Source organism: Aquiflexum sp., from assembly GCF_977115555.1.
In genome coordinates this window covers 1-11,583 of the sequence record NZ_CDSBKL010000104.1, presented here as the reverse complement: position 1 = coordinate 11,583, position 11,583 = coordinate 1, and the positions used below count along the sequence as shown (strand labels likewise).

Below are 11,583 nucleotides of genomic sequence, written 5' to 3'. Positions count from 1 at the left end.
ATCCAAACACCTTGAAACTTTTTATATTTGCATCCAAAGCAAAGCCATGCAAAAAAGACTTGTTCTGGACCAACAGCAAATCGCGATTATTCTCAAGCGGTTTTGCCATCAGTTGATTGAAAACCACGATACTTTTGAAAACACCGTACTTTTAGGCTTACAGCCACGTGGACCCATTGTTTTGGATAAAATCGTCAGATTATTGGAAGAAATAGCAGGTGTAAAAGTTCCTTTCGGATATCTTGATGCCACTTTTCACAGAGATGATTTCAGAAGAAGGGATTTTCCACTCAAGGCAAATGAAACCAAAATAGATTTTCTGATTGAGGGAAAAAAAGTCGTGCTGATCGATGATGTCCTGTACAAGGGGCGTTCGGTCAGGGCTGCATTGGATGCAATGATTGCATTTGGCAGGCCACAAAAAGTGGAACTGATGATCTTGATAGACCGCAAATATACCCGAGATTATCCCATCATGCCGGATTATTGTGGCATGAAAGTCAATACACTTGAAAGCCAATATGTCTCGGTAGAATGGGCAGAAAAAGGCTTTGAAGAAGATGCCATTTGGATAACAGAAAAAGCATAACCAAAACATGTCACAACTCAGCACCAGACACTTATTAGGCATCAAAGACATCACAGCAGATGATATCCAACTTATATTTGAGACTGCGGACAACTTCAAGGATGTGCTCAATCGCCCGATCAAAAAAGTACCCTCACTGAGAGACATTACCATTGCCAATATCTTTTTTGAAAATTCGACTCGAACCAGGTTATCCTTTGAATTGGCTGAGAAAAGGCTTTCTGCAGATGTGGTCAATTTTTCTTCCTCCAACAGCTCGGTCAAAAAAGGAGAAACACTCATCGACACTGTCAATAACATCCTTTCCATGAAAGTGGATATGGTGGTAATGAGACATGCAAGTCCCGGAGCCCCTCACTTCCTTTCCAAAAATATCCAAGCCAATGTGGTCAATGCCGGAGATGGAACCCATGAACATCCCACCCAAGCCCTTTTGGATGCCTTTTCGATCAGAGAAAAACTCGGAGACGTGGCCGGAAGAAAAGTGGCCATCATTGGAGATATCCTCCACTCAAGGGTAGCGCTGTCTAATATTTTCTGCCTTCAAAAATTGGGGGCTGAAGTCATGGTTTGCGGACCGATAACTTTGATTCCAAAACATATTGAAAGCCTTGGGGTAAAAGTGGAATATGATGTCCAAAAAGCGCTTGAATGGTGTGATGTAGCCAATGTACTCCGGATCCAACTTGAAAGACAGCAGATCAAATACTTTCCATCATTGAGAGAGTATTCACTCTACTATGGCATCAACAAAAAGATGCTTGATCGGCTTGATAAAGAGATTGTCATCATGCATCCCGGTCCGATCAACAGAGGTGTGGAATTGAACTCAGATGTCGCTGATGGGGAGCATTCTATCATTCTTCAACAAGTCGAAAACGGTGTAGCCATAAGGATGGCTGTTCTGTATTTATTGGCAGGGGTCAGGTAAATAACAAATTCAGGCTTCCATTTTTACAAATCCCCAACTTTTAAACCAAGGCAAGGTTCTTTTCTGTTTTATAGTAAAATTAGAAAAAAGACATTCGAATGACTCAAGATATCAGGTGGGAACAAAGACTTGAAAATTATTCTAAAGCCTTGAAGCAATTGGAAAGTGCTGTAATTCATTCAAAAGAAAGGGATTTTTCTGACTTGGAAGAACAAGGGCTAATTCAAGCATTTGAGTTTACACATGAGTTAGCTTAGAATGTCATTAAAGATTATTTTCTTTTTCAAGGAAACAGCAATATTACAGGGTCCTGTGATGCGAGTAAAGAAGCCTACCAAGTCGGGATAATCTCCGACGGAGATGGCTGGATGGAAATGATAAAAAGCCGCAATAAAACTTCCCATACTTACAATCAAAAAACTGACACTGAAATAGCAAATAAAATCAAAGACTAGTACTTTAATTTATTCATGGATTTTGAGCAAAAAATGAAAAGCCTAATGGAAAAATAAACCTATGGAAAAATTCGGCCTAAAGGAAAGCACTATTCAATCCATCACTTCGATATTCGAGAACCATCCGAATATCGAAAGATGTGTGCTTTATGGTAGCCGGGCAAAAGGCAATTTCAGACCTGGTTCCGACATAGACTTAACCCTTTTTGGGGAAAAATTGACTTTGTCAGAATTATTGGAAATTGAAAATGAACTGGATGACCTATTGCTTTCTTATAAAATCGATTTGTCGATCTTACATAAAATAGAAAACGAAGCATTGCTAGACCACATCAAAAGAATAGGGGAAGAATTTTACAATTCTCAAAAATCGTCCCTAAAAACCTTAAAATGAGGTTTTATTGTTTAGCAATTTTTTTAACCAAAAAATGTGTTTGAGGTCATCATAAAACCCCAAACACATTTACAAACAATTATTTAAAAATAAACCCGGAAGGTCCTTTCCCTACAGTAAAATTTTTCACTTTCTGACCAGAGGCACTCAAGACGGATACTGAGCCATTTCCCTGAAAGCCATTGTTTTCTGCAACATAAATTTCCTTCCCTTCTACTTTAAACCCTATCCCATATAGCCCCGAACCTGTGTAATAGGTAGGATTGATGACTTGACCTGTATTTACAGAAACTTTTGCCACTGCATCCACATAATCAGGCCATCCAGTAGAGGTAATAATCAAAACCTCACTTCCTTCTCCCAAAGTGGCTATAGGGGTTGGATTGGAGATTGGTATCTTCACTGTTCTCGCAATTACATAATTACCTGGGTTGATCTCATGAAAATAGGCATTTGCATCATCAGTGGCATAAAGGAACAACCTCCCCTCAGTTACAAAAAACCGGGAAGGACTTCCCTCCACATCCACACTGCCCACCAAAGATTCCGTAGCAATAGAGATCACGTCAAATTTTTTGGCAGAAGTACACGCTACAAAAATAAAATTACCTGCAGCAATCAACCCTTCGGGACGGCTCGAAACAGGGATTTTCTTTGCAATCGGCCCTCCATTCAGGTCATTTACAACAGCAACATACGAATCGGGATTGTTGTAATCGCCATCATATGGCCCCCAATCGCTGATGAATAGCTTTTGGTTGACGACCACCAAAGACCTTGTTATATCCAAGCCTAAACTAATCCCACCAATAAGGCCAAAGTCCTTTGGGTTCACGATTTCCACTTTGCCGGTATTTGCTACTAAGTAGATTCTCCCTTCAGCCTCTATCATATCCTGAATCAGGCCACCAAATGGCCTGCTGTTTTTTGCCCTGAAAATATCTTCCTTGATCAGTCCGCTAGAGGGATCATAATGAAATACCTCACCATCATTGACCCCAAATGCTCCTTCATTCATAATCAACACTCCTTTTTCAAATTCCCCAAGAGGAGGAGCGACACCCGGTTCAGAGGTACTACAAGCTGAGGCGATAAGGATGAGCCAAATCAGGGACAGTACTAAGCGTAAACTTTTCATAATCTTACATTTAAATTGAGTTGATAATTCCTTCCCGGCATGGCACGCAGAGGCATGACCAGATAATCAGTATTGAATAAGTTGTTGATTTGAAAGCCAAGGTTTCCATTTAGCTTCCAAACTGACCAATTGTAATTTCCGCCTATATCCCATAGTTGGTAAGGATCTAATTTTCCCGAGCCGTCAGTTCCGGAGAACCGCTCCCCAACCCTTTGAAAATTCAGAAAAGAATTGAACAATCCTTTTCCAATTCTCATGATAGATTGGAATTTGTGCTCAGGAGTATATGGCAATTGCTTTCCTTTACTATGGTCATTTTCAGAAATATCTGTTTGGTTGATGGCACTGACCCAGGCATAGTTCGCGTTTAGCCCGAAGGTCCACTCACCTACTTTTTTGTTTACTTCCAAGGTATATTCCAAACCGGAATTGTGCACCTCCCTGATATTTTCCGGACTCCATAAATTTCCCTTAGGCAGCCAAATGATCCAATTTTCAACTGCCATTTTATAAATTGTCAGGCCTTGAATAAGGTCAAATCTTCCTTTCTTGAAAATGTGATTCAATCCTAATTCACCACTCCAGCTCTTTTCTGATTGTAGGTCAGGATTTCCACCCGGGGCCCAGAAACGATCGTTCAATGTCGGAACTTTGAAACTTCTTGCCAAATTAGAATTAATTTGTATTTGGTGAAATTCTTTTCTCCATACCTTCCATTCTCCTCCCAGACTTGGAGTAAAGGGAGCAAAATTCCCCTCATAGACCAATTGTCTGAGATTTACAGAGAATCCCAATTTCTCAGAAGGTTGAAAATTAGTGGATTGGTACAATTCCATCCTGCTTTCAGTTGCTTGATAAGTACTGAGATTACCTTGGATCCAGGTATACCTGATGCCGGATTTTGAATTCCACTTGGCACTTAGCTCCCAATCAAGATCCCCGGCTAGAAAGTATTGGGTGGTTTGGTTGAAAGACTCGTTGAATATCTGATCGTCCCTGACCACACCGCTTTTCGCATTCCAGACTTTGTTTTCTGCGAAATGAAAATAATCTATAACCCATCTTAAGTTCTTGTCCGATTGGATATCATTGGTATTGGAACCCATAATCGGCTGGATTTCCCGCTTGGTATCATTTAACCAGACTGAAGTACTGATAAGATTATCGGGATTGATTTTCCATGAAAGGTCCTGCATTGCCCCGACCTGTTCTATCCTCGCATGAGACTGTATTTCAATTGGTGTTCCCATTTTGGTAACGTTCTGAAAAGGAAAATCATTTTCAGAAAAATTGCGGTAAATTCTGGTTCTCGTTGAAAAGGACAGATCAGAATAACCAAATTCAAATTGCTGATTCCATTTGCCAAAACTTCCAAATAGCGAAGAAATTTCAACCTGATGGCCATTTTCAAATTGGAGTTTGTTGGTCAAATGCACAGTTCCGCCGATAGCATCTGTCCCATACAGGGCTCCACCACTTCCAAAATAAACTGAAGCCTGATCAAATCCCCCTACCGGCAAAATCGAAAAATCAGACTGCCCAAGCGAGGGACTGTTGATGGGGAGCCCATTCCAAAACACAGCATTATGGCCGGCAGAGGTTCCCCGCATAGTGAGTGAAGACAGCATCCCTGCTCCATATTGACGCAAAAACAATCCTGTTCTTTGTTGCAGAAAATCAGAAAACGGCAATCCCTGAAAATCCTGAAGTTCGGTATCCGAAAAGGTCTGAACGATTTGCCCAAAAGTGTATTTGTCAAGATCAGGAGAAAAAACTTCCACTTCCGATAAGTTAAGAGTATCCGATCTGCTTGGTTCGGAAAATTGCACAAAGTCATTTTCCTGAATAGGGAAACTCAACCCAAGATAGGCAACGATGAAAAGGAGAGAATATGTCTTCAGAAACAACAATACCTATCGAATTAAATGAAGTGAATCACTCATTTAATCCAAAACTATTTCCGGCAAAACTTTGAGAAGAAAACCAAAGGAGAATTAAAAACAATTAAGAATGTAACATTACGAATGAAACTAGAAAGCAATATCCCAAATAAGGAATACCTCCTTTTTGTAGCGCTACAAGACTATTTGTTTTGTGGAAAAACCCAGCTGCTTTTAATCTCAGCCTTTCACCCGAAAGCTTTGAATATGATGAAAAATGGCAGGTCTCCTGGCTTCCTTTAATTTACCTGCCTTCTCATACGCCTAGGCGTACAATGGCAATAGAGGTGGGTAAATCACTAACCTGAATTGATCAGGATGGGGTTACAGTTGCGGGGACAGCTCCGGTATTTCACCGAATTCCCTTTTCATCCCGAGAGCCTTAAACAGGTTCGGGAACCATAATTCTCCCACAAACATAGGGAAAGAAACATTTGACTTAACCATCTAAAGGATTATTTTTTTACAAAAAGAGCAATTCAAAATAGACTTTGGCTTCGGGTGTTATATTTGGAAAATATTCCTTGACACATTACCTGATGAAAATACCTTTGCATCCCTCATTTTTCATTTTTCGAATCTTTCAGTTTTGTATTTTTCTGTTCCTGCTTTCTTGTCAGTCTCCGAAAGAAAATAATGAACTTTACCTCACAGAAATCCCAAATTCTTATGCAAAGGGATTTGCTGTTTTTCAGGGTGAAGGGTATAAAGTAATTGAAGTAAGACAGGCATTCTCGGGGGAACATCCGCCCTTCCGATATTTGATAAAGGAAGTTCCAAATTTGAAAATTGATGATGATGGATTTGACGCAGTAGTTTCTCTTCCAGTTTCCAAGGTTGTATTGACTTCCACAACCCACATTCCTCATCTGGATTATCTGGGAGCTTCAGATTTATTAATTGGTTTTCCTGACCTCGATTTGATTTCGTCTCCTATGTCAAGAGAATTAATTGCAGCTGGAAAAATTACGGATTTGGGATCAGGGGCTCAGGCAAATATTGAGAAAATTATCGACCTGGATCCAGATTGGGTGATGATTTCAACTTTGGGGGAAGACCTGAAAAACCTAGAAATACTAAAATCAGCTGAAATTCCTGCGTTTATCAATGGAGAATATGTAGAGCAGCACCCTTTAGGAAGGGCAGAATGGATTAAGTTTACAGGAGCTTTATTGGGAAAATCCAAAGAGGCAAATTTGAAATTTTCCCAAATAGAGTCTGACTACAACCAAGCTGCCGATTTGGTGAAAAATATCCCGAACGGTAGACCAAAAGTCATGTCAGGAGTGATGTATAAGGACATTTGGTATGTACCTGGTGCCGATTCTTGGGGAGCGAGGTTACTTGATGTTGCTGGGGGAGACTACCTTTTTAAAGAACAAAAAGGAACAGGAAGTGTACAGTTGAGTTATGAATATGTATTGGAAGTAGCCCAAGAAGCTGAATTTTGGTTGGGTGCGGCAGATTTCAAAACTTTGGAAGAAATGGAGAATGCCGATCCGAGATATGCTCATTTCAATGCTTTCCAAAAGGGGAATGTTTATACCTATACCCTCAAAAAAGGACCAACAGGAGGGTTGGAGTACTTCGAATTGGGATACCTGAGACCTGATTTGATTCTTCAGGATTTGATCAAGATATTGTATCCAGAGCATTTACCGGGATATTCCCTTTATTTTTACACCAAACTTGATGAAAAATAAACCTACATACCTGCTTTTCTTGATTGGCATTTTGGTGTGTCTGTTGCTTTTTGTAGCCAATTTGGTGAGTGGTTCAGTTTTGATTCCAATTAAGGAAGTGGTGGGAAGGTTTTTTGGACTGGAATTTTCAAAACATTCTTGGGAAACAATTGTGACCGGCTATCGATTGCCTAAGGCATTTACAGCAATTTTAGCCGGAATCGGACTTTCTCTAAGTGGACTTCAGATGCAGACTTTTTTCAGAAATCCATTGGCAGGACCTTTCGTATTGGGTATCAGCTCAGGCGCAGGGCTGGGAGTAGCCATATTGGTAATGGCAGGTTCTGCTTTCGGTTGGTCTCTCTATTCAGGAGGATTTGGGGTCTGGGCTATTGTTTTGTCTGCTACATCCGGTTCAGTTTTAGTGCTTTTGCTGATGAGTCTCACAGCATGGAAAGTAAAAGACAGCATGACTTTACTCATCGTAGGTTTGATGTTTGGTTCGGCGGTATCGGCTTTGATTTCGGTTTTGTCTTACTTTTCCGGAGCTGAGCAATTGAAAATGTTTACTATCTGGTCCATGGGAAGTCTTGGAAGTACCCAACCGGATCAGCTAATTGCTTTCTTGGTTGCTGTCCTGCTAGGTCTGATCCCTTTACTCATCAATCTCAAATCTTTCAATGCCATGCTTCTCGGGGAAGCCTATGCAGAAAGCATGGGTATAAATATCCATAGGCTTAGATGGGCGATGATTGTCAGCACTGGGATTTTGGCAGGTTCTGTTACAGCTTTCTGCGGGCCAATTGCCTTTATCGGAATTGCTGTTCCGCATATGGCGAGGTTGGTTTTCAAAACAGGTGATCATCGTATCCTTTTTCCGGCTTCGGCTTTGATAGGCGCTGCGGTACTGCTCGCCTGTGACAGCATCAGCCAATTGCCCGGAAGTGCTCAGACACTGCCCATCAATGCGGTGACCTCTCTGGTTGGTGCGCCGATGGTGGTTTGGTTGATTTTAAGAAGAAATTTCAGCAAAGAATTTTGAGGGGATTCAAGTAATGAAAACTTTAACTAATATAATTCAATTTGTCTAACAGATATCCCATATTAAAAGCCGACGAACTTTCATTAGGTTATAGAAAGGGCAGCAAAGCCAATGTTATTGCTGAGCATATCTCTTTTTCTTTGGAAAAGGGAAAACTCATATGCCTTCTTGGACCGAATGGGGTAGGAAAATCCACTTTGATCAGGACGATCATGGGCCAAATCCCTGCATTGAAAAATCAGGTATATCTGAATGAAAAACCAACCCAATCCCTTTCTACGAAGGATTTATCCAAAAGAATCGCTGTGGTTTTGACTGAAAAAATAAGCAGTGCCAATCTTACCGTTGGGCAAGTAGTTGCTTTGGGTAGAATCCCACATACGGGTTGGTTGGGAAATTTGTCTGCAAAAGATCAGCAAAAAATCGATAAAGCCATCCTTTCAACACATATCAATTACATTCAGGATAGACCATTGAGTGAACTCAGTGACGGGCAATTACAAAAGGTAATGATCGCAAGGGCATTAGCGCAGGATGGAGAAATATTGATTTTGGATGAACCAACGGCACACTTAGACCTTATCAACAGGTTTGAAATCATGCATTTGCTCAGAGATATCGCAATACATGAAAACAAGGCAGTACTCGTGGTGACACACGACCTAGACATAGCCATCGATACAGCCGATGAATTTTGGTTGATGCAATGCGGCTTGCCTTTGGTCTGTGGAAGTCCTGAAGATTTGATACTTCAAGGTCAAATCAACTTGTTGCTACCGAATGAAAGTCTTCATTTTGATAAAATCAATGGCAAAGTACAGGAATCGGCGATTTTCGACTATCCCCCAATTGATGGACCTGAAGAAATTGTCAAATGGGTAAAACTCGCTTTGAGGAAAAACAAAATCGATTCTGACAGAAAATCCATTTCCATCAAAACCGAAGGAATGAAATCCCTTTTCTTTTTAAGATCGGACGATGAAATTTTCGAATTCGAAACCATATCATCTCTTATCAGTCACCTGGCCCTCACTGGGAAATAATACATCAAACATTGACTCAACCTTTAAAGCAAATAATCAAAATTTATGCTCTTAGAAGTATAAGTTTCTGAAATTATACAAAAACAGTCTTTGTAAATTTTACATTTTTTTATTTAACTTGTGAGACAAACATAAAAATTTTATAAAACATGAGTTTTGAAATCAAATCATCCGGAGAAGCTTATGATGTGATTATCGTAGGTTCCGGTGCCGGTGGCGGTATGGCTTCCAAAATTCTCTCCGAGGCAGGACTTTCTGTAGCTGTTTTGGAAGCAGGAGGTGATTTTGACCCGGCAAAGGAGGAAGACAGGACCCAATTGAGGCCACCTTGGGAATCTCCGAGAAGGGGAAGCGGAACCAGGATCAGGCCATTTGGTGACTTCGACCAGGCCATTGGCGGTTGGGACATAGAAGGCGAACCATATACCCACGTGAAAGGTAGTCAGTTTGATTGGTTCCGTTCAAGAATGCTTGGAGGCAGAACAAACCACTGGGGAAGAATCTCCTTACGTTTTGGCCCTAATGATTTCAAAAGAAGCAGTATAGATGGCATGGGTGATGATTGGCCGATAGGCTATGATGATGTCAAGCCATATTATGATAAAGTAGATAAACTGATCGGCGTATTCGGTTCAAAAGAGGGGATTTACAATGAACCGGATGGTTTTTTTCTTCCTCCTCCAAAGCCGAGGCTCCATGAAATGTTTATCATGAAAGGAGCAAAAAAAGCCAATATGCCGGTAATTCCGGGAAGGCTTTCTATGCTTACCCGACCGATCAACAGTGAAAGAGGAGTTTGCTTTTTCTGTAACCAATGCAACAGGGCTTGTCAGGCATATGCGGATTTTTCCTCAGGAACAGTCTTAATCAAGCCTGCCATGAAAAAAGGCAAAGTGGAGTTATACACCAACGCCATGGTAAGGGCAGTAACAACTGATGATACCGGTAAGGCTACCGGCGTTTCCTATGTCAGCAAAATAGACATGAAGGAATACAAACTCAAATCAAGGGTTGTCGTATTGGGCGCTTCAGCCTGCGAATCTTCTAGGATAATGCTCAATTCCAAGTCAAAATCCCACCCAAATGGAATCGGAAATAGCAGTGGGGTTGTTGGCAAATACCTTCATGATTCAACAGGCGCAGATAGAATGGGAATTCTTCCTGACCTAATCGACCGAGAAAGATACAACGAGGACGGTGTCGGAGGCATGCACGTGTACACACCTTGGTGGCTAGACAACAAGAAGCTTGATTTTGCACGGGGTTATCATATTGAATACTGGGGAGGAATGTCCATGCCTTCTTATGGGATAGGTTTTTCGATGGATACCATGAGAAAATACGTTAAGGATGAATTTGGAAACCCAAGTCCAAATGGTGGATATGGTGAAGGATTAAAGAAAGATATCCGAAAATCTTATGGCTCTATGGTTGGCATGTCGGGAAGAGGCGAAAGTATACCTAGGGAAACCAATTATTGTGAAATCGACCCGAATGTGGTTGATAAATTTGGCATCCCTGTTCTCAGGTTCCATTACAAATGGTCCGACCAAGAAATCAAACAGGCAAAACACATGCAAGACACCTTTGAAGAAATCCTTACCAATTCCGGTGCTGTCTTATTAGGTCAAAAACCAGATGAGACCACCAATTATGGACTTGCCGGTCCGGGTCGGATCATTCACGAAGTTGGGACAACAAGAATGGGAAATAACCCTTCAACTTCCGTATTGAACAGTAATTGCCAAGCCCACGACTGCAAAAACCTTTTTGTGGTAGATGCGGGTCCATTCGTATCTCAGGCTGACAAAAATCCAACTTGGACCATTTTGGCCTTGTCTTGGAGAACCTCAGATTTCATTGTCAGTGAATTGAAAAAGAAAAACATTTAATACGGAGCTATGAACAGAAGAGACAATCTCAAACTCCTTTTTGCCGGATCTTTGGCATCCGGATTCCTATTGACCAATTGCAAGCCGGAGGATAAAGCTGCAGATATGAGTCCGCAGATTTCCGGAGGTACAATGGGAGGAAGAATTGAAGCAGAAAATATCAGGGATCAAAAACTCCTTTCTGAAACCTTCTTTACAGAGGAAGAAAGAAAGAAATTGGATGTCTTGGTCAATATCATCATGCCTGCCGGGGAAGATTCGGGAAGCGCCACAGATGCAGGTGTTCCTGATTTTATAGAATTTATGATGAAGGATTACATCGCTTACCAAACCCCTATGCGTGGCGGCCTGATGTGGCTAGACCACTACAGCGACGAGAACTATGGTAAAAAATTCCTGGGACTTTCTGAAACTGAAAGGATGGAAATCATAGACCTTATTGCTTGGCCTGAAAAAGCAAAACCTGAAATGGAAGGT

10 protein-coding genes, 1 pseudogene and 1 riboswitch are annotated in these 11,583 nt (G+C 41.1%); of the genes and pseudogenes, 9 read left to right on the top strand and 2 right to left on the bottom strand.

The annotated features are described in order from the left end of the window. The first annotated feature begins 46 nt into the window (after nt 1-46). From pyrR to ACZFYI_RS08410, 4 genes and pseudogenes are all read left to right on the top strand, one after another. A complete protein-coding gene (pyrR, locus tag ACZFYI_RS08425) occupies nt 47-589 on the top strand; it encodes a bifunctional pyr operon transcriptional regulator/uracil phosphoribosyltransferase PyrR (protein ID WP_462523681.1) in 543 nt (180 codons plus the stop codon). 7 nt (nt 590-596) lie between these two features. After that, entirely contained in the window at nt 597-1,520 is a 924-nt protein-coding gene (locus ACZFYI_RS08420) for an aspartate carbamoyltransferase catalytic subunit (RefSeq protein WP_462523680.1), read from the top strand. Between the two features lie 98 nt (nt 1,521-1,618). After that, nucleotides 1,619-1,975, top strand: a pseudogene (locus ACZFYI_RS08415) (nucleotidyltransferase substrate binding protein). 61 nt (nt 1,976-2,036) lie between these two features. Then, entirely contained in the window at nt 2,037-2,369 is a 333-nt protein-coding gene (locus ACZFYI_RS08410; RefSeq protein WP_462523679.1) for a nucleotidyltransferase domain-containing protein, read from the top strand. Between the two features lie 79 nt (nt 2,370-2,448). Here the strand turns inward: ACZFYI_RS08410 and ACZFYI_RS08405 are convergent, their stop codons facing one another. After that, the gene (locus ACZFYI_RS08405; RefSeq protein ID WP_462523678.1) at nt 2,449-3,507 is read right to left on the bottom strand and encodes a YncE family protein; all 1,059 of its coding nucleotides are present in this window, start codon (nt 3,505-3,507) and stop codon (nt 2,449-2,451) included. Next, a complete protein-coding gene (locus ACZFYI_RS08400; RefSeq protein ID WP_462523677.1) occupies nt 3,504-5,414 on the bottom strand; it encodes a TonB-dependent receptor in 1,911 nt (636 codons plus the stop codon). Before ACZFYI_RS08400 ends, ACZFYI_RS08405 begins: the two co-directional genes overlap by 4 nt. Before the next feature lie 235 nt (nt 5,415-5,649). Next, nucleotides 5,650-5,866, bottom strand: a riboswitch (cobalamin riboswitch). A 120-nt stretch (nt 5,867-5,986) separates the two neighbouring features. On the opposite strand from ACZFYI_RS08400, the gene ACZFYI_RS08395 reads away from it, so the two are divergent. From ACZFYI_RS08395 to ACZFYI_RS08375, 5 genes are all read left to right on the top strand, one after another. Continuing rightward, the gene (locus ACZFYI_RS08395; protein ID WP_462523676.1) at nt 5,987-7,150 is read left to right on the top strand and encodes an ABC transporter substrate-binding protein; all 1,164 of its coding nucleotides are present in this window, start codon (nt 5,987-5,989) and stop codon (nt 7,148-7,150) included. Beyond that, nucleotides 7,140-8,171, top strand: a complete 1,032-nt coding sequence (locus ACZFYI_RS08390; RefSeq protein ID WP_462523675.1) for an iron chelate uptake ABC transporter family permease subunit — start codon at nt 7,140-7,142, stop codon at nt 8,169-8,171. The genes ACZFYI_RS08395 and ACZFYI_RS08390 overlap by 11 nt, the downstream gene beginning before the upstream one ends. A 41-nt stretch (nt 8,172-8,212) precedes the next feature. Then, complete coding sequence (locus tag ACZFYI_RS08385) at nt 8,213-9,214, top strand: ABC transporter ATP-binding protein (protein ID WP_462523674.1); 1,002 nt, start codon at nt 8,213-8,215, stop codon at nt 9,212-9,214. 149 nt (nt 9,215-9,363) lie between these two features. After that, the gene (locus ACZFYI_RS08380) at nt 9,364-11,106 is read left to right on the top strand and encodes a GMC family oxidoreductase (RefSeq protein WP_462523673.1); all 1,743 of its coding nucleotides are present in this window, start codon (nt 9,364-9,366) and stop codon (nt 11,104-11,106) included. Between the two features lie 9 nt (nt 11,107-11,115). Then, on the top strand, nt 11,116-11,583 hold a 468-nt coding region (locus tag ACZFYI_RS08375), incomplete at its 3' end, for a gluconate 2-dehydrogenase subunit 3 family protein (protein ID WP_462523672.1).

Coding starts and splice junctions, on each gene's coding strand:
- pyrR (WP_462523681.1), top strand. CDS start 47: ATGCAAAAAAGACTTGTTCTGGACCAACAGCAAATCGCGATTATTCTC.
- ACZFYI_RS08420 (WP_462523680.1), top strand. CDS start 597: ATGTCACAACTCAGCACCAGACACTTATTAGGCATCAAAGACATCACA.
- ACZFYI_RS08410 (WP_462523679.1), top strand. CDS start 2,037: ATGGAAAAATTCGGCCTAAAGGAAAGCACTATTCAATCCATCACTTCG.
- ACZFYI_RS08405 (WP_462523678.1), bottom strand. CDS start 3,507: ATGAAAAGTTTACGCTTAGTACTGTCCCTGATTTGGCTCATCCTTATC.
- ACZFYI_RS08395 (WP_462523676.1), top strand. CDS start 5,987: ATGAAAATACCTTTGCATCCCTCATTTTTCATTTTTCGAATCTTTCAG.
- ACZFYI_RS08390 (WP_462523675.1), top strand. CDS start 7,140: ATGAAAAATAAACCTACATACCTGCTTTTCTTGATTGGCATTTTGGTG.
- ACZFYI_RS08380 (WP_462523673.1), top strand. CDS start 9,364: ATGAGTTTTGAAATCAAATCATCCGGAGAAGCTTATGATGTGATTATC.